This is a genomic window from Desulfocurvibacter africanus subsp. africanus DSM 2603 (assembly GCF_000422545.1).
Classification (GTDB): domain Bacteria; phylum Desulfobacterota; class Desulfovibrionia; order Desulfovibrionales; family Desulfovibrionaceae; genus Desulfocurvibacter; species Desulfocurvibacter africanus.
Window position 1 is genome coordinate 138,867 of the sequence record NZ_AULZ01000009.1, and the last position, 23,401, is coordinate 162,267.

Below are 23,401 nucleotides of genomic sequence, written 5' to 3' on the forward strand. Positions count from 1 at the left end.
CCCGACGAACGCTCGTCGAACGATTGAAATCGACATGCCCCTATCGATGAACCTCACGAGGAGACCATGCACTTAGCCATCCTGGCCCTGCTGGCCGTCTGTCTGGCCCCGCTACCCGCCTTTGGCCACCCCCACGTCTTCACCGACTGCGAGCTGACCTTCGTCTTCGACGCCGGCGGCCTGTCCGGCATCCGCCAGCGCTGGACTTTCGACGAGATGTTTTCGACCCAGATTGTGGACATGGTCGACAAGGACGGGAACGGCCGCCTGAGCGAGGCCGAAGGCCGCGCAATGGAGCAGGAGGCCTTCGTCAATCTGAAGGGCTTCAACTACTTCACCCATGCGAGCCTCGACGGCCGCAAGGTCGCCTTCGCAACGGCCAAGGACTTCCGGCCCCAGTACGCCAAGGGCATCCTGAGCTACGAGTTCTTCCTGCCACTGGCCGCACCGGCCCAGCAAACCCAGGTCGGCAAGCCCCGCACGTTGATCGTGGCGGTTTACGACCAGAGCTACTACACGGACATGGCCCTGGTGGAGGCCGCCCCCAAACTCCTCGGTGCAGAACGATTCAAGACCGGCCTCAAGGTCGAGGAGGCGGACACGGTGCACACCAGTTGGGGTCCCATCATGCCCAAGGATGTCATCCTCACATTCGGCCCGCGCTAGACTCTCGTCGGTGTAACCGAGAGAGGGCGAGGAGCCCTCTCTCGGCTCCCCTTTCTCTTCCTCTCCAGGTTCTGCTTTAAAAGGCTAGCCAGAGCAGGGTCGCAGCCAAGGTAAGCCAGGCTAGATAGTTTCGAGCCAGCTTGTCGTAGCGGATCGCAGTCCTTCTGTGGCGCTTTATCGTATTAAAAACTTTCTTTATCAGATCATCTCTGTCCTTGGACAATTCCATAAGCACCGTCTTTCAGATTCCGCCTTGGTCCAGCGACCATAGCGCGTATAAGCACTTCTCCCCGGTCACCGACGTGGATGCGATCCACTTCATCCTGGACGGCAAGGTGGCCGAGAGCGGCTCACACGAGGAGCTGGTTTAGCGAAGAGGGCCGTACCATCAGATGTGGTCAACCAGACAGGCTGACGGAGGAGAGAGTAGCGGCAAACGTGACGCAAGAATCATTCACGTCATTGCTGGCGCGGCCTTGGTTTGGCTGGGTTGGCCGCGAGGCACCAACCCTCGCGGTCGGTACATTGGGTAGGATTGTTTAAATCCTGTTACTGATTCTTTTGCCAGTGGCCTCGCGGCTCGCCTCGCCGATCTGGCCGCCTGCGTGAATCAGGTCCGGCCACCGGCGTTCATCAGCCGTAGGCTGTTGAAGATGACGAGCAGCGAGGCTCCCATGTCCGCGACGATGGCCATCCAGAGAGTGGCCAAGCCGGTGACCGCCAGGATCAGGAAGATGACCTTGAGGCCCAAGGCGAAGACGATGTTTTGCCGGATGATGCCCAAGGCCCGCCTGGAGTGGCGAATGAGCCAGGGCAGCTTCGACAAGTCGTCGGACATGAGTGCGACATCGGCCGTCTCGATGGCCACGTCCGTGCCCATGGCCCCCATGGCGATGCCGACCGTGGCGATAGCCAGGGCCGGGGCATCGTTGACCCCATCGCCAATCATGGCGACCCTCTCCCCATTGTCCACAAGCTCCTGCACCGCCCGAGTCTTGTCCTCGGGCATGAGGTCCGCCCGGATCTCGCTAACACCCGTAACGTGGGCAATGCGCTCGGCCGTGGGCCGGTTGTCGCCCGAAAGCATGATGACTCTGCCGATGCCCAGGTCTTTAAGATCCTTCACCAGATTCTTGGCCTCGGGCCGTACGCTGTCGGCAAGCCCGATGTACCCGTGCACGCGCTCTTCATCCCAAAGGTAGACGTGCGAAGTGGCCTCGCCATTTTCAAGCGACGTTACGGCCGGGAGATGCCCCTTGAACTCGCTCTTCAGCATGCGCGGGCTGCCTATCCAATAGAGGCTGCCCGCGATGCGCCCGCGTGCGCCCATGCCTGGAAAGGCGGTGAACTCATGGACCTGCGGAATATCCACTCCCTGCGCCTGAGCAAAGCCGACGATGGCCCGGGCAAGGGGGTGCGTGCTCTGGCTCTCAAGCGCCGCTGCCAAGGCGAGCACCTGGGCCTGCGCACGGCCGTCCAATGCCTGAACCGACTTCACTTCCGGTTTGCCCCGGGTCAGCGTGCCAGTCTTGTCGAAGGCCATGGCCGTCAGCTCTCCAGGCAACTCAAGGAACACGCCGCCCTTGATTAGCACGCCATTTCGCGCCGCTGCAGAGATGCCGGTTACGATGCAGACCGGAGTGGAGATGACCATCGCACAGGGACAGGCAATGACGAGAATGACCAGGGCCTCGTAGAACCAGTCGCTCCAACTGCCGCCAAAGGCTAGTGGCGGCACGATCGCAATGAGCGCGGCCATGAGCACCATGGCTGGGGTATAAATCGCGGCGAACTTTTCGATCCACTGCACCATGGGCGCGCGGCGGGATTGGGCCGTCTCCACCATGTGAATGATGCGCGCCAGTGTCGTATCCGAGGCCGGTTTCGTGGATCGGAACTCAAGGGAGCCGTCGCCATTGAGCGTACCGGCGAAGACTTGATCGTCAGGCTCCTTCATCACCGGCACCGACTCGCCCGTGATGGGCGATTGGTCCACCGAAGAGCTGCCTTTCAGGACGATGCCGTCCAAAGGCAGCTTGTCGCCCGGCCTAACCAAGATCCGCTCGCCGACTTTGATGTCCCCCACAGGCTTCTCCACGAATTCCTGCCGCCCGAAATCAAATGCTAGAGCCGTGCTTGGCGTGATGCTCATGAGCGACTGGATGGCCCGCCGGGCGCGGCCGATGCTCCAGGATTCGAGCAGGTTGGCCAGAGAGAATAGAAAAGCAACGGATGCGGCTTCGAAGAGTTCCCCAATCATGACGGCACCGACCACGGCGATGGTCATGAGCAGGTTCATGTCCGGCCTGAGCCGGCGCAGAGATCCCCAGGCCTTTGGCATGACATACCAGATGCCGCTCAGGATCGACCCGAGCCAGAGCAGGGCGGCGGATAGGGGATAGGCGTGCTCGCCCTCGACGTCCCCGGCCAGCGCGGAGAGAACGCCTCCTCTTTCAAAGGCCACGAGGGCAAAACCGGTCAGCAGGAGGACGCCGCTCAGAATACACAGAATCAGGCGGCCGTGCTGCTGCCAGAATCCTTCTCCTGTGGGGCACGTGCCTCCGCAGCATGCGCAGCCGATCTCGACGCCCGAGTCGGCCTGCATGCCGGTCTTGGCGATGGCCTTCATGATGTCCTCTTCGCGCACATTCAGGCCTTCGACATCTACCATCACCCTGCGCTCCAGGATGTCGAAGGAGAGCCGCGACCCGTCGCCCACCAGCGGCTCAAGCTCGCGCTTGAGCGTTGCGACCTCGGCCGCGCAGTCCATGTCCTTCACTCTCAGTATGATCTTGTCCAATCGAATGCTCCTTGAGCTTGCCGCATTGTGGTCGTGGTCTGAACACTCGGCAAGAGCGATCGTTCACTTATTATACGGATCATGCCTTGCCCTTCCATTGGGAGCAAAATGTGACCCGTTGGTAAAAGAAGCTGGGCCTGATCGCAGTTCGCATGCAAGCATCTTATTCTATTACGATTATACACGGATGACATGCCTGGGGTTTTGGTCGGGGTCCGCAGACGAAAGGCCTCCTGTGTGTAGTTAGTAAGCATTATGTGCAGGTTTTGGCACTTATTTGGATATTTTTTAAACAGGGAAACTCGTCTCTTTTGCCCCTCAGGTCAACCCAAGTGGCTGTATTATTTAATTCTAAGTTCCGGGGCATGCTTCATGCTTTACGTATAAGTAGTCTACCATTTTAGGAGGAAAACTGAATGAAAAAAATACTTCTCACCCTTACCATGGCCGCCTCGCTTGTCCTTGCCGGTACAGCCTTTGCCGGTCCTGGTGAAGGAGGGCACGGCGGAGGCCACGGTGGAGGCTCCGGCGGTGGCAGCCAGGGAGGCAGTTCAAGCCATGATGGCGGCGGCAGTGGGATGGGTTCCGGTGGTATGGGCAACCACAATGGTGGCATGGGTTCAGGCGGTATGGGTTCAAGCGGCATGGGCAGCCACAATGGCGGCATGGCGTCCGGAAACCAGGGCGGTATCGGCCATGATGGCGAACACAGCCAGGGGACTCACATGAGTGCAAGCGGCAAGGACCGTAGCGGCATGCATGCTGCTGGTTCCTGGACCGGCACGATGAGCGACCACATGGCCAATGCCTCCATGGGCAGGCATAACGACAGGCAGGCGGACGCGGCCCGTCACAACGGCAGCCTTGACCGTCACAGCGCCACCAATCGGGACCAGCACGCCGGCAACGGCCAGCACGCCGGCCGTCACACCATCGCCAATTCCACGCAAACGCCCCAGACAACCAATCAGTAACCCCTCCTCCTCCACATACCCCGAGAAGACAGGGCGGTTAAGCCGTCCTGTCTTCTCGGCATCGGATGTATAAACCTAGGAGTTCCGCATGCCTCTCGTAGCACAAGGTTCGTTGCTTCTAGCTCTTCTGTTCACCCTCGGCCTGGGAGCCTGGGCTTGTTGGACTGCTTACGGCAGGCAAGACGAAACCAGGCTCCTGGAGAAAGGGCATCTCATCGTCACGCTGCTCATGCTCTGCGCTTCGACGATCCTGCTCATGGCGCTTGCCGGGCGCGACTACTCCTACAAGTACGTGCATGATTATGTGGACAACCACCTGGCGCTCTTCTACAGGCTGACCGCGTTTTGGGCTGGCCAAGAGGGCTCGCTTCTCTTTTGGGCCCTGTGCTCGGCGCTTCTGGGAGTCGCATTCGCGCGATCAGCCTCGTACAAATCCTTGGCAGGGGCGACCCGCCAGAACTATTGGGTTCTGTTCCTCGCTGTCCAGGCCTTCTTCCTGCTCCTGCTCACAAGCTGGAGCAACCCGTTCCAGGAGTTCCTCCAGGCTCCAGCGGACGGGAATGGTCTCAATCCCCTGCTGCGCAACCTGGGCATGATTTTTCATCCGCCGCTGCTCTTTCTGGGCTACGCGGGCTTCACCATCCCCGCCTGTCTGGCCTTGGCCAGCGTCATGGCGGGCGAACGGCTTCCCTGGACACGCCTTTGCCGCAACTGGACCATCCTGTCCTGGATATTTCTCACCGCCGGCATCGTCCTTGGCGGCTGGTGGGCATACATGGAGCTTGGCTGGGGCGGCTACTGGGCCTGGGACCCGGTGGAGAACGCCTCGCTCATCCCCTGGCTGACCGCCACGGCCTTTCTGCATACTGCGGCATTGGGCGGCAGATCCGGAGCACTTCCCCGCACGAATCTCCTGCTCATCGGCATTACCTTCCTGCTGTGCATCTTTGGCACCTACCTCGTGCGCAGCGGAGTAGTGAACTCGCTGCACGCCTTCGGCGACGGCGGTGTCGGCTTGCCGCTTCTCGTGTTCATGCTTGCGGGGCTTGTCGTTCTCTTTGTCGGGATGGCTTATGGTTGTCGCAAGGCGGGCCGCCCGCTTGGCGAGTTCCTGAGCATCAAGGGCGCGCTGCTCTGCGCCGCCTGGATTCTATGCGCCTTGGGGCTCGTGGTCATCCTGGGCACCATGTGGCCCGTGATCACGGCCAAGCTGACTGGGACCTCCATCGGCCTCGATGCCGGATTCTACAACCGTGTGTGCCTGCCGCTCTTCTCCGCCCTGGTCCTGCTCTTCGCATTGGCCCCATGGCTCCACAGCCAGCGTGGTTTCCGCGACAGGCGCGGCCTTGTCGTCGCGGGGCTTGTATTCATCGCGTCCGCCATCCTGCTTGCAGCCGTGGGCATCCGCATTCCTTTGGCGCTGGTCACGGCAGCCGGCAGCCTGGCCGTCCTGGCCGGCATCCTCCTTGTGCTGATACGCAGGCGCGATGCACGCTCCGGACGATCCCTGGCCACCTATGGCGTGCACCTGGGCTTTGCGCTCATGGCCCTGGGCGTGGCCATATCCGGGCCTTACCAGAACATGCGCGAGACGTCCCTGGCTCTTGGCGAGAGCATGGAGGTGGGCAAGTACACCATCACCAATGAGGGCGTGAGCCAATCCTCGGACCAGGCCATAGCCGTCGCTACGGCACGCCTGCGGGTGGAGCACCAGGGCAGGGAGGTAGGCATCTTGAGTCCGGAGCGGCGTATTTACGCAAACTTCAGGCAACCTTTCGCCGAGGTGTCCGTCATTCCGGGGCTCCTCGACGAGATCTATGGCGTTCTCCTCGGGTTCGACGAATCCGGAAAGGTCACCCTCAAGGTGAGCGTGAACCCCTTGGTTAATTGGATCTGGATCGGCGGCACGGTGATGTGCCTGGCTGGTTTCGGTCTTCTCAGGCGGCCCGGCAGCCGGTCTGCCGATGGACAGGCAGTGCGTGCGAACGAGGGGGGAGAATAGGATGCGCGAAGAAAGCGGTCAGCCTCAAAAAGTCATGCTCATTCTGATGGCCTTGGCCTTTCTGGCCATATTCGCGACTTCCATCGTGTACAGGCTTGAGCATCCGGCGACCAAGATTGCACTGAAAACGTCGAAAGCCGCACAGGACCAGCAGGCGGAGCACCTTCAGCACCTGATGAAAGATCTGAAGGATAAACCGGACAACCTGGAGACGATACTTCAAGTCGCGGCTCTGTTCATGGAAATGAACGCCCCTGAGAAGGCCAAGGGCTTCATCGAAAAGGCGCTTGCCCTTGATCCGGGCAACAACCACGCGCAAGCCATGCGCGCCGGAATGCTCTATGCCCTGAAGTCATACCCCGAGGCGGCGGAGGCGCTGAACGAACTCGTCAAGGCTGATCCCAAGGACGCCTGGGCGCATTACAATTTGGGCATCGTGCTCAAGTACCAGCTAGGAAGTGAGGAAAAGGCGCGGGAGCATTTTGCCCGCGTTCTTACACTTGAGCCGAACGATAGCGATCTTAGGCAGCGCGCATTGCACGAGATAGAACATAAGGATGAGCAGGCTGACTAATTTCGCAGGTTGGTAAAGTCAGCGATTGTCTACGTACGAGTTATAACCTATGGGTGTGCAATAAGAAATGCACACCCATAGGTTATCTATACGTTATAGGTTATCTTCCCATGGCAAGCACCCTTTGCGTCCTGCCATGACGGGATCCGCCCCCGTGTTTCTCTGCAAGCCGAGTGTTCCTTGCAGAGAGGAAAGCCTACCCAAAAAGAGTTGCAGTCACCTTCCAGGTAGGATTAGGTTCTCCCCAAAGTCTACTTGAACAATCTGAAATGTGAAACGCCATTGGTCGAGCGACTTGCTCAGACAATCTGAGCTGCACTCTCCGCGCAGAATTTGATTGAGCGTTCAGATCTTAAGCGCATCTAACGGCTGGTACGTTCTGTTTCGACCAGTCTTGCGCATACTTCTGGAGGAGACGGCTGCTGTCAGTACGGAACATGAAGATCGGCGTGAAGCTCGGTCTCGGATTTGGGGCCATTCTCCTGATAATCCTGCTAAGCATCCTCGCGGTCATGCCCTCTCTTGAAAAGGCCGACCAGGGGTCCATGGCGGTTGCAGACCATTACCTGGACTATGCGTTCCAGGCCGACAACCTTGAGAAGTCATTGCTGCGTATGCAGCTGACCTTCCCCACGGCGGCTACGGCTCACGATCATGAAGGCGTGTATCAAAAGAAGCTTGACGAGTTAAAGGCCATCTTTCTTAAAGATATCGCCAAATTCAAGGACATGTTCAGGCGGATGGACAACGCGGAGTCTGCCCGGCAGGTGCTTGGGACTGATGCTGCTGATGCTGGCTTCCAGCCTGCTGGGCAAGGGCGGCCGAAGCCACGAGTAGAAGGGACAACAAACACATTGGAAGCAAGGTGCCGCATTTTTGGAGCATATCTTCCTCCATCCGGTTGAGGGTGATATGAATCCATACAGCCTATCCACGTTTTGGCTCTCTGGAAAGACGCTCACAGGATTAAGCTGCTGGATGAGCCCAGCACAGGCATCGACTCGGCTACCGAACGCGACGTCATCTCAGTCCAGGAGCGGCTCTGCAGCGGCAGGGCCGGCATTATCGTGACCCACCAACTCTCGACGCTCACCGGCGTGGATATAGACGCAATCCATATCCTCCAGAACGGCAAGATGGACGAGGACGGCTTGCACGAGGAGCCGATTTCGAGAAGATGGTCGTCCAGTGGTGAGATACGGGGCAACCAGACAAGCTGACGGAGGGGAGTCACGGCTAACAGGACGCAGGGAGGATGCTCGTCATTGCAGACGGCACTGGCTTGGCATAAGCGCACTTGGCAAGCTTGCCGAGCTAGATTCATATCAATTGCAAAACATCTCTAGGACCTGTTAACGCCTTATAAAAACATAAGCTATTATAGTATGTTACGTTTGGAGCTATTTCCCGAGGCCCCTATCTTCATTCATAAACTGCTTTAGTGTGAACAGGCCCTAGCCGATCTTGATCTGGCCTCTTCCAGCAAAAAGCTGGAGATTTCCAGATCTGACTATCCAAGAGGAAAAAAGCTAAGATACTAGTTTTTATTCTTTTTAACCCACAAGGAGTCATAAGCCCTGCCCCATTTACCTTAACGTAACCGATCACAGGGTATAACCACGGTCCCGCCGATCCTTCCGGAATGAACCGAAAGGCTCGGATCGGCTCTGGACGTTATCTCCCGAAAATGCTGATCTCATAAGCATGAAACCTTCCAGTCATGAGCAGATCCCCCTGACCGAAGAGGTTATCCTCCAGACCCCGCCAGACGCGCTGGCTCTGATCGAAACTCTGCTCAAGGAAATCCGGGCGCTCACGGCACGCGTTGAATATCTGGAAGACCAGCTTGGCCAGAACTCATCCAATTCAAACTGGCCCCCGTCCTCGGACAGCCTCCTCAGGACCAAGTCAGCGAGCAAGGCATCCGGCAAGCGTGGCGGGCGCAAGTGCCACAAAGACTTTCGCCAAGCCATGCTCGAGTCGACCGATGTCACTTACGTCCGGCTAGGCCCTTATCGCTGCGGCGGCAGCCACTTTCCCGACCTTGCGCAGTACTACACGCATCAGGTCATAGAGCTGCCTGAGATCAGGACGCAGGTCACCCACGTGGTCCTTCTGCGCGGCAGGTGCTCCCGCTGTGGCCAAATGGACAAGGCGCTTGTGCCTGATGAGCAGCGCAGCGGCTTTAGTCCACGCCTCTCGTCCATAATCGTCGAGATGGCCGGCGTGCAGAAGGACTCCCGCCGCGCCGTGCAGGACTTCTGCCAGTCCGTGCTCGGTGTGCACGTAAGCCATGAAGCGATCCAGAAGGTTATCGACCGGTCAAGCCGGGCCATCACAGCCCACTACGCAGCCATCGACAAGGAAACTCGCGCCCAGGCTGTGGGCCATGTCGACGAGATCTCCTGGCGAAACAGCGGCGCGCTCTCCTGGCTGTGGGTCCTGGGCAGCCAGCGAAATGCACTGTTCATGATCCACAAATCCAAATCCAGGCAAGCTTTTGAGTCTCTCGTGCAGAACTTCGGGGGAGCCCTCGTCTGCGACGGCTCCAGCGCCTGCTGCAGATGGGAAGGTGACCGGCAGACCTGCCTCGTCCACCTCATCCGCCACGCCAAAGGCCAGTCCGAGCGCTCGGACACCGCAGTCGCCCACTCCTGCTCCTGGGCATTCATCGAGTTGCGCCGGCTGTGCAAAATGGCCCATGCCCCGCCGTCCACGGGACCGTGGAGAGCGTTTCGTACCCGACATCATCGCTTTATATCACGCCATGCCGACCGAGAAGACGATGCAGGCAGGTCTGCCCGCCGCCTGCTCGGCGAGATGGACAATCTCGGGCTCTACGCAAGCAAGGTGTTGGGCAGACCCAAAACCATGCCGAGCGGCGGCTGCGTTTTGCGATCCTCTGGCGGAAATCGAGTTTCGGCACTGCAAGTGACAAGGATGACCGTTTTGTCGAGCGCATCCTCTCCCTGCGCCACACCTGTCGACTCAGTGGGCATGCGCCCCTTTCCTCGTCCTTGTCGAAGTCCTGAACCAGTTCTTTCAAAGAACCTCGCCCGACCTGTCTTGGATCACCCAGTCTCAAGCCGACACACTGTAATCGTTTACATCTTTAAGTTATTCGATGACCAAGTGCGAGAGTAAAAATGGCTCGAAGGAAGTATACCGAAAGCAGCATACAGAAGATTCTCGCAAAAGGGTTAGGACAGGGATCTGGCGTAAAGTACAAACCTTTTTATCATGTGCGCGATGTCCCCTCAAAAGGACTTTCGTTCATGGTAAAAGGACTTAAGACAGGCAGAATTCACCATTATTTATCTAAGATAGAATTTAGTGCACACCTACTAGCAGAGCATAATACTAATGTAATAGATATTCGAGAGCAATACGCTCTTTTACCTAGGGAGGAGACCCAGGAGATCGCAAAAGAACTTGGATTTAAACATCCTCGGTACCCAGGATCAAACTGCTTTGTAGTTATGACTACTGATATCGTGTTAACGCTAACAAACGGATACAAAGCAATATGCATAAAAACGAGCGAAAGCCTTTCAGAAAAAAATAAAACAGCGAGACGTACTCTTGAAAAGTTATTAATTGAGAAAACTTATTGGGAGCGTCGGAGCATTACATGGAATGTTATTACAGAAAAAGATTTGCCCTGGGTTAAGATTGACAATCTCAAGATGCTTTGGACAAGCATGACATCAAAGGAGAAGGACCATCTAAACACTTCCATTTCTAAATATGCTCAAATATTTCTTGGCATTTGGAATAAAAACATAATTTTGATTGACATCATAAAAGAAACTTCCACTATAATGAATATATCAACTAATGATGCATTTACAATGTTTGCACGAGGAGCCTGGATGCGAAATATACCTATAGATTTAAATCGCAGAATTTGCTTCCACTGTAACGTAAAATTGAGAGAAAATAAAAATGATAAACATTAACACTATCTTAAAATTCACTAATTATGCAATGTATGATATTTCAGGGTATGCCAGATTATTATTAGTAAAGGATGGTTACGCTTATTTCATCGGACTCGAGTCCTCCAAAAACAAGGGAATCTTCAAGGTGGGCCTTGAACAACTAAAAGAAGGAATGCAGAACTATCATATCATTCCTCAAGAAGACAAAAATATAAACAGAACACATGATATTGATGTATTAAGTGAGGCTACAAAGAAAAAACTCAAACACTACTCACAGATAGTCTCAGAACTTGCAAAAGATACCTCATGCATTACAAATATGTCCACTCGCAATATAAAAATTAGAACAATCTCGAATCTATACGAAGTATCTCAAAAGACAGTAAGAAGAATTTATTATAAATACTTACGTGGAGGGCAGTCAGATTTAGCTCTAATTCCAATGTTTATGAATAGAGGAAATCCAGGCCAGATTCAATCCCCAGGAACTAGCAAGAAAGGTCGCAATAGCCACAAATTTCAAAATAAAGGTATTCCATTACCGCAAGTCAGGGAACAACTCATAGATGGCTATGAAAAGTATTACAAACCAGGCAAAGCAACGCTGCGAGCAGCATACTATAAAACAATGTTGCACATATTTATGAAAGAGAATAATGTTGAAGAATTTTCGAGTAACTCAATCGTGGAATACATCGATAAAGAAGTCGAGGGAGGTAAACTCCCAACAATTTGGCAATTTTATTACGTATGCAATACAGAATCCAGTAAAGACGGTGGCAGAAAGAAAAAACCCCGAACAATCAGAGCTAAAGATGCATCTTGGAAGTTTCGCGGCAAATCTAGAGATGAACTGCAGGGACCTGGGCAAAGATATGAAGTAGATCCAACCAACATACAGGCTGAACTTGTTTCAAGAATAGATCATCATACAAGAATAGGCAACTGTACTGTTTACGTCCTTATAGACGCTTGGTCGGGTTTTTACTCTGGCTTAGGCATATCTTTGGAAAAGTCTAGCTGGGCCGTTGCATCCAATGCATTGTACAATGCATTTACCCCTAAGCATTCAATCTTTGACAGACTTGGACTTGCTTATACAGATAGCGACTGGCCGAGCCATCACCTACCTATGGCTATAACAGCCGATAGAGCAGAGTTGATCAGTAACAAAGCAGAATCTGTACCCAATTCTGGTATTATTGTTCAAATTACACCACCTTACTGTCCGCAGAGAAAGGGATTAGTGGAATCTGCTATCAACAAATTAAAGCACGGACACGGCTATCATATCCCAGGTAGTTATCCAAAGTTCAGAAGACGGGGCGAAAAAGATGGAAAGCTAACGGCTGCGCTTGATATAACTATGCTGGAGCGAATATTAGTTGAAATAATTATTGATTTAAATAATGAGCCAGTACCTGTTGAAAACCTTCCCCTAGAGTTAATCGAAACCAGGAAGTCATATAGTTATAAAGACTTATTTGTATGGGGTCTTGAAAACAGGCCTGGCTACACTAGGACTCTAACCAGCAAGGAAGTTTATACAGCCCTATTGAGTCGAAGCACAGCAACTATTACAAATCGTGGCTTAAAATTCAAAGGCAACACATACACGAGTGATCATCTCATATCTGCAGGATACACCCTTGTAAAGTCAGGTGACCGCAAGCTAATTAGCATACGATACAATGAGCATTCGGTTAATCAAATATGGTATTATGATGCTGAATCCGATGATTGGCTCATGGCATTAAACAATAACTCCGAAGTACATAGACTAACGGCCTCCTTTCTCGAATGGCAAGCTGCAATCAAAGCATCGCACTCCAGTTACGACGAAAGAAAAGCTGTTAATCTAATAGAAAGGATTAAAAAAGAGGACCGTTACAACAAATCAGCTGCAAATGCAACTATAGCGGCAAAAAGGCTGCGGAAGATAAGGAAGAATATTAAAGGTAATCTTAGCGTTCGTGAAAGCAGGCATGTAGAAAAGACATTGCAAAAGTTCGAGACAGAACAATCTGCTATACAATCCTACATGAGAGGTATTGATAATGCCAAGCTAAACAAGTCAATTGATGAGCGCAAAAGTGTTGATAATATGACTTTCAATAATAACGAGGAGTCCTTGAACAAGCGTAGCAAGAATATATGGGACAAGCACAAATGAGCTTAACGATAATAAATACAAATCCCCAGTACAACGAACTTGGACTTATCGATTTTCAGGATAATCCCCTCGTAGAGGCATTACCACCACCACCGAAATCTAAGGATGATATATTACAAAGACTTATGATCCGGCCCGAATGGAACCCAGAGGAGGTCAACCTACCTGATTTTATCAGGTATCAAGCTATTACACGTCTACACCACTTCCTGTTCCCAATAGACCAGCACGTAAAGATCTATTCGTCACTCTATGGTCAAATATTAGACGGTTATCGATATAGAAACCCACTACATACTGATACCCAAATGCAGCTGTATGGTTTTAACGAAGCTAGTTCTACCAATTCAAGAGGCATCTTGCGACCCAACTCCAGTTCAAGCATTTCATTTATTTCAGGCATTTCTGGACTTGGCAAATCAACTCTTGTTAAATCTATTCTTCATTCTTTCGGTCCTCAAGTTATTAAACATAGCATATACAACAACAAACAATTCTACGAAACTCAGATCGTATGCCTTATGCGAAATGTACCCGATCAATGCAGCGTAAAATCACTTTGCAGAAGCTTTGGCTATTATACAGATATATTACTTAATACAAATCTTTATTCAATTGAATTCTCCGATAAGCATTTAACCAGAAATCATTACATCCATTTGATCCATAAAATTATTAGAAATTTCCACGTTGGAATTGTTGTAATTGATGAATTTCAAAATGTATCCATATCCCGTTCCGGCGGGAAAAAGGAAGTACTCGCTTTCATCATTAATCTATTTGATGAACTTGGGGTGCCTATCGTAATAATAGGCACTCCAAACGCAAAAAACATTTTAAGTGACAATGTTAGTGTTATTAGGCGATTTACCACTGGAGGATTTCACGAACTAAGAAGGCCAGATGCACCTGGCAATAAAAACGATGACACTTGGGAAACATTTTGCAAGGTATGTTGGGACTATCAGTGGTTGAAAAACCCTAAAGAAATTAATGAAGAGATCATACATACTTTATATGACTGCTCCCAGGGAATCTTTGGGATCATGTTGAGAATATTTACAGCATCCCAAGTTGTTGCAATTGAACAAAAAAAGGAAACATTATCATCCAGGCTCATTAGAAATGTATATTTATCTGAGTTTTCTATGCTCCACAAAGTAATAGATGCAATTAGATCAGGGGATTTGTCCGCGCTATCGCTATTCGAAGATCTATACTCAACAGCGTTTAAAGGAAACGACACATCAACTATTGTCAACAGACTTGCATTGCTATCCAATCAAATACGTCCTACCGAGGACAAACTGCACAATCTTGACCAACCACTTCCAGAAAATACCCACACGAGGCAGTATTCTGGCAAGCATAATAAACAAAGCATTGAAGAACTTAGGGATGCTGTACTCCGAAATAAACCTAAATCCTGAAATGAGGAGTTGGCATATTGGATTCTAGCAATACACCATTCTTTCCTTTACCAGCCCCAGGGGAAACCATCTACTCTGTACTGTTCCGATATGTCACTAGATCAGGATTACAAGCTAATACCGCATTTAAATTTTTACTAAATAAGAGAAAAGCCAGTGAAATTCTCACAATAATTCCTGACTTTATCGTCTCACTATCTCAAACCGTCAACAGAAGCCATCCCTGGTCAGATCCAATAAATATTTTATTAAATCATACAATTTTCAATTACCTGTGTAATCTTAGAACTAATTCACATGTCGATAACCTCATCAATCGAGCCCTCGACCCCTCACAGGCACGATACGTAGCAATTGCTTTAGGAGCATCAATGCAGAGGCAACCTAAGCAACTTACGTATCCTCGTTATTGTAAACTATGCGCAATTGATGATTTAAACTCCTTGGGATTTACATATTTCCACAGAGAACACCAACTTCCTAGCGTTATAACTTGCTGGAGGCATAATGAACCACTTTTCATAGGTTGCAAAAAATGTGGCCCATACCCGATCAAAGGAAGCCCTTCCAGCCTACCTTCTACTTGCAACTGCTCACATATCGATCCTCTTGCAATAACTAATATTCCTCCTTCTAAACCCCTGCTATGGCTTGCACAACAATCTGCCCTTCTGACTGATCGTCAAATATCACTTACACCCAGCTTACCTTTTGTTACCAGAAAAGCCTTGCTCCATAATCAGAACCGAACCAAGCAATTAGATCTTATCCTGCTTGCCAAAAGTATTAAGGCCGTATTCGGTAATGAGTACTTAACCTTTATTAATTTTCCACCATTTATTTCTGAAAAACCGTCCCCCTGGATCACTCGCATCCTTAGATCATCAGTTAACCAAACTAAGAAGCCAGTTTTTTTATATTTGCTTCTTATTGGCTCTCATTTTAATTCAATTGAAGAAATCTACAACCTTGCCAAGCGGCCCCACTCCAACGAATCTTTCAAGAATCATTCTCATGCCTCCGACCATTTAATGTCAACTCTGCTTATAAATACAGAGAAATCATCTTTTTCAATCGATCTCTTCATGCAACTCATTTCATCGGGAAATTTTACTCTTGACACCATAGCCAAGAAGCTTGGCACAACTTTCCACACCCTCGCTAATTTTTGCCTGAACAATAATATTAGATTTCCCATGCCAAACCGGTTGGCCAACAAGATAGGCAATAAAGTGATTTCTAATACTAGAGCAGACTTACTTAACGGAGTAGATAACAAAGCCATAATGGACCGATACAAATTCACCGAGAGGACCATTATTTACATTAAACTCAATGAGCCAAGCCTTTACAAGCTCCACAGAAATGCCGCTAAACTGTTATTACGCGAGAAACATAGGGCAATCCTGACCGACTATGTAAAAGACAATACCGAAGCTACTCGGAACGACATTGTTTTCAATCTTCCCTCTACTTATGACTACCTAATAAAAAATGATAAACAATGGTTTTTTAATGCCATTCCATTCCAAAATAGGCAGAGGCCTCATAGAAAATCCCATAGTGGAGTAAATTGGACTGAACTTGATAAGCAAATGTCTGACCATATTTTAGCCTATATCACCATCACACAATCTCAAGAGCATAAACCTATTTGGCTTACAGAAACTTACTTAACCAAGCAATCTCCTCTTTTCTCCAGATACTGGAGAAACAAAAAGCATTTCCCAAAAACTCTAACTATTATAAACAGACACAAAGAAAGTTATGAAGATTTCGTAAAAAGGAAAATTCAATGGGCACTTTCTGTTTTAGAAAAGAAGAACAGATCTTTATCTATCCTAAGCCTTAGAACGACAGCTGGCCTGCCAGCTGGAATTGTAAAAAGTCATAAGATATTCATCCTTGATAAAATGGAAATGTTTAATTTCTCATTCGCCCCAAAGTCTTTTTTCACCGACTAATAGAACATCTTTGGCACAAAATCTTCGAAATTTCATAGGCCCACAAATCAGCCTACGGTCCATTTGTAGATGCGAATGGTGGTGTAGCCCTCTTAATTCCATCTCGCCTGCCTGCTCATCTCGCTCAGGTATTTATGAAACCGCTTTCAGCCCAACGGGGCGACTACTTCGGCCTTCCCTTAGACCCTATGAAAAAGCAATAGTAATTATCCCAAAATAAAAGAAAGTGTCCCAAAGCTTTTTGAGGCAGCTTTGGGACACTTATTGGGACATTATCTTTTCAAAAATGGAATCTTGCAAGTAATTGATTTTATTTAATGCCATGGGACAATTACTTTTATCTTTTTACATCCTTGTGAAAAGACAAAAGTAATGGTCCCTGAACAAAAGAAACTGTCCCAAGACAAAAAGAAGTGTCCCACCCGTAAACTCATTTCCAATCGGCTTCAGCTAATTACCTGAGTCAGACATGACCAGCTGATAAGCCCAGCACCTTAAAAGCTAGTAAGGCCAATTACGCGCGCCGTGGCTTAGATTATCCCACAGCCTTTGGCATCTCAATCCATACTTATACTAAGTAATTTTCTAATTGTATATTAAAGACATAAAGATATGTCAAGACCAAAGCATCAATATTACTACCCCCAACTAGCGATTGTACTCACGATATAATAGCGGCTATCTACAGCCATAATCCTTCTTTAAAACTAACCTAAAATATTCAATGTTTGTGCAAAATACATAGGAAATATGCATTATACTAACGACATAAAGCAGACCTCCAGATACTCTTGCAAACAATTTTTATGATAGCTCTTTTACGACCTGAACATATTTTGATTTTTAAAAAGATAATTTTTTTGCTGGTAATGACAGATGGCTTAAACTTGCTCTAATTTGGTAAGCATAAGTATACCGCTCCCCTGAAAATTGAAGCCACGAACAAGACGTGCGAGAAGCACGTGCAGGGAATGGCTACCGATGGACGAGAACGCACAGGAAAGTATTCAGCGCTGGACGCCGAAGCGGCGTGCGGCACTGGATCACGTGGTACAACTCGGGTCGTCCCCATCAGGCTCTCGGGTACCTGAGCCCAGCGGATTACCGAGCGCAAAAACTACAACATGTGGCTTGTTTTCGGGGGAGCACTACACTTACATCAGTCACTCTTCTCTACAGGGGCAACGCCCTACGAATTCAGCAATGCCTTAGTGGCCCGCATGGGCGGCCCCACCCAATGCTTCCCGCAGCTTGCTCTCGGAGGCGATGAGAAAGTTGGCGCTGGCGACGACGCGCTCCCCGGCTTGCAAGCCTTCCTGGACAACGTAGTAATTCCCTGCCTTGGCTCCAGCCGCCACCTCGCGGGTCTCCAAGTATCCCTGCCCGCGGTCGACGAAGGCGACCGTCTTAGTGCCGGTATCCAGCAGAGCCTCCGCCGGAACTGCAAGCCGATGGCCCAGATCGACATCAAGATTTACGTTGGCGTACATGCCGGGCTTCAGGCGCACCTGTGGATTGGGAAATTCCATGCGCACGCGCACGGTGCGTGTCTCCACATTCAAGTACGGATAGATGTAGCTGACCCGGCCAAACAGCACCTCATCCGGCAGATAGGGCAGGCGCACCTCGGCCTGCTGCCCGATCTCGATGAAGGGCACTTCGTATTCATAGAAGTCGCCCTCGACCCATACGCTCGAGAGATCAGCTATCCGGTAGAGAGACATCCCGGGGCGTACCTCCATTCCCTCCAGGGCCTCCTTATTGATCACGTAGCCGTCCAGGGGCGAGTAGAGGCTCAGCGTCTTGGTTGGCTTGCCGGTACGCTCAAGTCGCTCGATCTGGGCCTGGCTGATGTCCCACAGCTCGAGCCGACGCCGGGCCGCCTCAAGCAAGGTCTCACCGCTCTCGGCCACGCCGGGATAGGAGCTGCGGGCAAGCTCCCGTTTGGCTCGCAGGGCGACCAGGTACTCCTCCTGGGTCGCCAGCAGCTCAGGGCTGTAGATGTCGAGCAGCCGCTGCCCTTTTTTAACGAACTCGCCCGTGGTGTTGACGTACAGGCGCTCGATCCAGCCACCGACCTTGGACGTTATCGTGGCGAGTGCCTTCTCATTGTAGACGACCCTGGCCACGGCGCGCAGTTCCTTCACCAGACGGCGATGCGCCACGGTGGCGTAGCGCACGCCGATCTGCTGCTGGCGCTGGGGGCTGATGTGGATGGTCTCGGGTGTGGCTGCCGCTGGAGGTTGGGCTTGCGTCTCGGCTTGCGGTTCGGCAGCTGGCGGTCCGCCATGGCCTGCGTGCCCCTGGGCGAGCGCCTGCGTGCCGGAAAGGATGAGCAGCGCAGCCACCAGGAGAACGCGGCAAGCCTTCATTTCGCTTCCCCTGGAGGCTGTAAGCCAACGATATAGTCGATCTCGGCCACTGCCTGGGAATAGTCGGTCAGGGCGCGGGCCCTGGCCACCTCGGAGGCGTAGAGGTTCATCTGGGCCTCAAGCAGGCTCAGGAAATCGAGCGTTCCCACCCGGTAGCCCGAGAGCGAACTCTCCACGGTCAAGCGGGCCTGGGGCAAGATGCCTGTATTGTAGAGGGCGAGCGACTCTTTGGCCCGTGTGGCCTTGGCCAGGGCCTGCCACAGCTCGAACTCTATCTCGTTGACGCCGGCCTGGTAGCTCTCGACAGCCTGCCGCTCGGCCTGTTTCGCCTCACGCAGCATCGGGTCGAGCTTCGAGTCCTGCCACAGTGGCACGTTTATGCTCACTGCTGTTGAGAGCATGTCATCGATCTGGCTGCCCATGACCTCGCCTCGCTGCCCGTATGCGGCCATGATCTCGAAGTCGGGCCAATACTCCTTGCGGGCCAGGTCGATCTCGCGCCGGCGGGCCTGGGTCATGGCCTGGGCCTCCTTGAGCATGGGGCGCTGCTCCAGGGCCAACTCAAGCAATTCGTCGCTGCTCCAGGAAGGCGGCTCGGTGGCGGGAAGGCTTTGCGGAGGCTCGATCAACGAACCGGCCGGTCGGTCGAGAAGGCTCCTCAAGCGAGCGGCAACCATAATTCGCTCGCGCTCGACCATGAGCCGCTCGTCGATCATCCTGGCGTGCTGGGTCTGGGCGCGCAATATGTCGGCCTGCTTGCCCAGGCCAGAAACATAGGCCGCCTTGGCGACTTCGATGAACTGGCTCAACACGCCCAGGTTAGCCTCGATCAGTTGGGCTTGCTGCGCGACGAAAAAAAATTCGTAGTAAACCTCCCGCAGCTCGCGCACCACGCGGTTGGCCGCCTCGATGTAGCGCTGGCGCGCCGCCTCGGCCTCCTGACCGGCCGCATCCCCCCGCAGCTCCCGTTTGCCGAACCAGGGAAACATCTGCGAGACCTGCACCTGCTTCATGGTCATAGGTTCATCATTGAAACGGAAGCTGGTGGGCAAGTTCATCACACCGACGCTCAGTTGCGGGTCCGGGAGTGCCCTGGCCTGCGACGGGCGTTCTCCGGCCGCCTGCCATGCCGCCCGGGCGGCCAACACCTCGCGATTGCGGCTGAGCGCCTCGGAGATCAGCTCGGGCAAGCCTGGTGCCGAGCCGGCCCAGACCCCGGCGGACAGCAGAAGGAAGGCGGCCAGCAGGGCCATTGTCAACGTGGCGGATACTCTCATATGCCTAATCCTTGCCCGAGCGACAATATAGCCGTACGCATAACATAGAGTTGCCAATAAGTGAGGTCCCAAGGCAAAAATTTCGAACATTCTCCGGCCGGTAGCCACACATGGTCGAGCGCATCATCGAATACAGCGCCAGGCACCGCTTCATCGTCTTCCTCTTCGTGGGAGCGCTTGCGCTCGCCGGCTGGTGGTCCTTCCTGACAATGCCCAAGGATGCCCTGCCCGACCTCTCAGACACCCAGGTCATCGTCTACACCACCTGGATGGGGCGCAGCCCCGACCTCATAGAAGACCAGATCACCTATCCCATCGTAACGGCGCTTCTGTCGGCTCCGCGGGTCACTGTCGTGCGCGGAGTATCCGACTTCGGCTTCTCCTACGTCTATGTCATCTTTGAGGAAGGCACCGACATCTACTGGGCCCGCAGCCGAATCCTGGAATACTTAAGCCAGCTCCGGGGACGGCTGCCCGCCGGGGTCGAACCGGCCCTGGGGCCCGATGCCACGGGTGTGGGCTGGGTCTTTCAGTATGCCCTTGTCGATGAAGAGAACCGCTACGATCTCTCGCAGCTGCGCACCATTCAGGATTGGTACCTGCGCTATCAGTTGGCGAGCGTCGAGGGAGTCGCGGAGGTGGCTTCGCTCGGCGGCTTCGTGCGCCAGTACCAGGTCAATCTCGACCCCAATAAGCTTGCCGCCTATGGCCTCTCTATCCCGCAAGTAATCGAGGCGGTGCGCTCGGCCAACCGCGAGACGGGTGGGCGTGTCATTGAGTGGGGGGGAACCGAATTCATGGTCCGCGGCCGCGGCTACGTGAAGTCGGTCGAGGACATTGCCGCCGCCCCCGTGAGCGTCACGATGCAGGGAGTGCCCATCCGTCTGCGCGACGTGGCTACCGTCACCACCGGGCCTGACATGCGCCGGGGCTTTGCCGACCTGAACGGGACCGGAGACGTCGTCGGCGGCATTGTGGTGATGCGCTTCGGCGAGAACGCCCAGGCGGTCATCGCCAGGGTCAAGGAGCGGCTGGCCGAGATCGAGCCCACGCTGCCTCCCGGGGTGAAGATCCTCACCACGTATGACCGCTCGTCCCTCATCAACCGCGCCATCCGCTCCATCAGCGAGAGCCTGATCGAAGAGCTGATCATCATCAGCCTGCTCATGGTCTTTTTCCTGTGGCATTTACGCTCGGCGCTCGTGCCCATCATCTCGCTCCCTCTCGCCGTCATCATCTCCTTCATCCCGATGTACTTCATGAACATGGGGACCAACATCATGGCCCTGGGCGGCATCATCGTGGCCATCGGCGACATGGTCGACGCGGCCATCGTCATGGTCGAGAACGCGGTCAAGCGCCTGACCGACGCGGAGGCATCCGGCCAGCCCCACGACCGCAACGAGGTCCTCATCTCCTCGGCCAAGGAGGTCGGCCCGCCCATCTTCGCCTCGCTTATAGTCATGGCCGTTTCCTTCCTGCCCATACTGACCCTGGAAGCCCAGGAAGGCCGGCTCTTCAAGCCGCTCGCCTTCACCAAGAACTTCGCCATCGCCATCGCCGCGATCCTGGCCATCACCCTCATTCCGGCCATGCTGAGCCTCTTTGTGCGCGGCAAGCTCCTGCCCGAGGCGAAGCACCCCATCAATCGGCGGCTCATCGCCCTCTACCGGCCGGTGGTGCGGGCCGCTCTCAAATGGCGCTGGCTGACGGTGGGCATCGCCCTGCTGCTCTTTGCTCTGAGCGTGCCCCTCTTCCTGCGCATGGGCTCGGAGTTCATGCCGCCCCTCAATGAGGGAACGATCTTCTATATGCCCATCACCATGCCGGGCATCTCGGAGACAGAGGCGCAGCGGCTCCTGCAACTCCAAGACAAGATCCTCATGAGCTTTCCGGAAGTCGAGCTGGTCAGCGGGAAAGCTGGCCGGGCCGAAACCTCCACCGATCCTGCTCCTTTCTCGATGATGGAGACCATCGTTCAGCTCAAGCCCCGGGAGCAGTGGCGAGACGTGCGCATCGAGCGCCCCTGGCTGCCTCGCTTCCTGCGGTCCACGGCCGACTTCCTCTTCGGCAAGCAACGCAAGATCACCTGGGATGAGCTGGTGGAGCAGATGGATGCCGCGCTGAAACTGCCTGGCCAGCAGAATGCCTGGACCATGCCCATCAAGGCGCGCATCGACATGCTCACCACGGGCATCCGCACTCCCGTGGGCATCAAGGTCATGGGGCGCGACCTGCGTGAGATCGATCAGCTTGCCCGCCATCTGGAGATGCTGCTGGTTAGGGTGCCGGGAACGCGCTCCGTCTTCGCCGAGCGGGTGCTCGGGGGCTATTACCTCGATATCGCGGTAGACCGCGAGGAGGCGGCCCGTTACGGGCTATCCGTGGCAGAGGTGCAAATGGCCGTGGAGAACGCCATCGGCGGCGAGAATATCGACACGACCATCATGGGCCGGGAGCGCTATCCGGTCAGCGTACGTTATCACCGCGATTTCCGCTCCGAGATGCCCGATCTTGGACGGGTGCTCGTGCGCGCCATGAACGGCGCGCAAATCCCCCTGGCCCAGGTCGCCACCATCAGCCGCGTGCCGGGTCCGGCCATGATCCGCGACGAAGACGGGCAGCTTGCCGCCTACGTCTTTGTCGACGTCGCGGGGCGCGACATCGGCTCATACGTGACCGACGCCAAGGCGGCCGTGGAGGGCAACATCAAAATGCCCGCCGGCTACACGATCAAGTGGAGCGGCCAGTACGAGTTCATGGAACGTGTGAAGGCGCGTCTGAAAGTCTTCGTGCCCTTGACCCTGGGCATCATTTTCATGCTGTACTACTTCACCTTCGGCTCGGTCGTGGAGACCCTCCTCATAATGCTCTCGGTGCCCTTTGCCCTGACCGGGGCCATATTCCTCCTCTCGCCGGACATCGGCCTGGGCTACAACATGTCGATTGCCGTGTGGGTGGGGCTCATTGCCTTGGCAGGTGTGTCGGCCGAGACGGTGGCCATCATGCTCTCCTACCTCGACGAGGCGTGGAAGAGGCGTGTTGAGGCTGGACGGATGAAGGACAAGAGCGACCTGCGCGAGGCCATCATGGAAGGCTCGGTGCTGCGGGTCCGCCCCATGCTCATGACGGCCCTGGCCAACATCTTCGGCCTTATGCCCGTCATGGTCAGCACCGGCACGGGGGCCGACGTTATGAAGCGCATAGCAGCCCCGATGGTGGGCG

At 53.5% G+C, this 23,401-nt stretch carries 17 protein-coding genes; 14 read left to right on the top strand and 3 right to left on the bottom strand.

From position 1 onward, the window contains the following. Nucleotides 1-66: 66 nt before the first annotated feature. Both H585_RS0107165 and H585_RS23230 read left to right on the top strand, forming a co-directional pair. A complete protein-coding gene (locus H585_RS0107165) occupies nt 67-666 on the top strand; it encodes a DUF1007 family protein (RefSeq protein ID WP_027367323.1) in 600 nt (199 codons plus the stop codon). Between the two features lie 215 nt (nt 667-881). Continuing rightward, the gene (locus H585_RS23230) at nt 882-1,037 is read left to right on the top strand and encodes a hypothetical protein (protein ID WP_154658846.1); all 156 of its coding nucleotides are present in this window, start codon (nt 882-884) and stop codon (nt 1,035-1,037) included. Nucleotides 1,038-1,276: 239 nt separating this feature from the next. Here the strand turns inward: H585_RS23230 and H585_RS0107175 are convergent, their stop codons facing one another. Continuing rightward, a complete protein-coding gene (locus H585_RS0107175) occupies nt 1,277-3,466 on the bottom strand; it encodes a heavy metal translocating P-type ATPase (protein ID WP_027367324.1) in 2,190 nt (729 codons plus the stop codon). Between the two features lie 416 nt (nt 3,467-3,882). Between H585_RS0107175 and H585_RS23015 the strand changes: the two genes are divergently transcribed. The 11 genes from H585_RS23015 (at nt 3,883) to H585_RS23890 (ending at nt 17,797) form a co-directional block, all read left to right on the top strand. Then, on the top strand, nt 3,883-4,440 hold the full coding sequence (locus H585_RS23015) for a hypothetical protein (protein WP_138708168.1): 558 nt from the start codon (nt 3,883-3,885) through the stop codon (nt 4,438-4,440). A gap of 88 nt (nt 4,441-4,528) precedes the next feature. Beyond that, entirely contained in the window at nt 4,529-6,442 is a 1,914-nt protein-coding gene (locus H585_RS0107185) for a heme lyase CcmF/NrfE family subunit (protein ID WP_027367325.1), read from the top strand. Nucleotide 6,443: 1 nt separating this feature from the next. Next, complete coding sequence (locus H585_RS0107190; RefSeq protein WP_027367326.1) at nt 6,444-7,016, top strand: tetratricopeptide repeat protein; 573 nt, start codon at nt 6,444-6,446, stop codon at nt 7,014-7,016. 437 nt (nt 7,017-7,453) lie between these two features. Then, nucleotides 7,454-7,921 carry a hypothetical protein gene (locus tag H585_RS0107195; protein ID WP_027367327.1) on the top strand — a complete coding sequence of 156 codons (468 nt, stop codon included), beginning with the start codon at nt 7,454-7,456 and terminating at the stop codon, nt 7,919-7,921. A gap of 33 nt (nt 7,922-7,954) precedes the next feature. Next, nucleotides 7,955-8,236 (top strand): hypothetical protein, encoded by a 282-nt coding sequence (locus H585_RS0107200; RefSeq protein ID WP_027367328.1) that lies wholly within the window; start codon nt 7,955-7,957, stop codon nt 8,234-8,236. Between the two features lie 484 nt (nt 8,237-8,720). Beyond that, complete coding sequence (locus H585_RS23645; protein WP_051182992.1) at nt 8,721-10,160, top strand: IS66 family transposase; 1,440 nt, start codon at nt 8,721-8,723, stop codon at nt 10,158-10,160. 2 nt (nt 10,161-10,162) lie between these two features. Beyond that, a complete protein-coding gene (locus H585_RS22405; RefSeq protein ID WP_081678603.1) occupies nt 10,163-10,975 on the top strand; it encodes a TnsA endonuclease N-terminal domain-containing protein in 813 nt (270 codons plus the stop codon). Then, nucleotides 10,962-13,133 carry a Mu transposase C-terminal domain-containing protein gene (locus H585_RS22410; RefSeq protein WP_081678604.1) on the top strand — a complete coding sequence of 724 codons (2,172 nt, stop codon included), beginning with the start codon at nt 10,962-10,964 and terminating at the stop codon, nt 13,131-13,133. Before H585_RS22405 ends, H585_RS22410 begins: the two co-directional genes overlap by 14 nt. After that, nucleotides 13,130-14,563, top strand: a complete 1,434-nt coding sequence (locus H585_RS22415) for an AAA family ATPase (RefSeq protein WP_161628419.1) — start codon at nt 13,130-13,132, stop codon at nt 14,561-14,563. Before H585_RS22410 ends, H585_RS22415 begins: the two co-directional genes overlap by 4 nt. A gap of 17 nt (nt 14,564-14,580) precedes the next feature. Next, nucleotides 14,581-16,527 carry a TnsD family Tn7-like transposition protein gene (locus tag H585_RS22420; protein ID WP_081678606.1) on the top strand — a complete coding sequence of 649 codons (1,947 nt, stop codon included), beginning with the start codon at nt 14,581-14,583 and terminating at the stop codon, nt 16,525-16,527. A 949-nt stretch (nt 16,528-17,476) separates the two neighbouring features. Beyond that, nucleotides 17,477-17,797 (top strand): integrase core domain-containing protein, encoded by a 321-nt coding sequence (locus H585_RS23890; RefSeq protein WP_138708169.1) that lies wholly within the window; start codon nt 17,477-17,479, stop codon nt 17,795-17,797. On the opposite strand, the gene H585_RS0107220 is transcribed toward H585_RS23890, so the two are convergent. Together H585_RS0107220 and H585_RS0107225 are read right to left on the bottom strand one after the other, a co-directional pair. Further along, on the bottom strand, nt 17,736-18,899 hold the full coding sequence (locus H585_RS0107220) for an efflux RND transporter periplasmic adaptor subunit (protein WP_027367331.1): 1,164 nt from the start codon (nt 18,897-18,899) through the stop codon (nt 17,736-17,738). The genes H585_RS23890 and H585_RS0107220 overlap by 62 nt on opposite strands. After that, nucleotides 18,896-20,176 carry a TolC family protein gene (locus H585_RS0107225; protein ID WP_027367332.1) on the bottom strand — a complete coding sequence of 427 codons (1,281 nt, stop codon included), beginning with the start codon at nt 20,174-20,176 and terminating at the stop codon, nt 18,896-18,898. The genes H585_RS0107220 and H585_RS0107225 overlap by 4 nt, the downstream gene beginning before the upstream one ends. Nucleotides 20,177-20,286: 110 nt before the next feature. Here H585_RS0107225 and H585_RS20965 point away from each other — a divergent pair. Next, nucleotides 20,287-23,401, top strand: a 3,115-nt coding sequence (locus tag H585_RS20965; RefSeq protein ID WP_034627398.1) for an efflux RND transporter permease subunit, incomplete at its 3' end; no start/stop codon positions are given.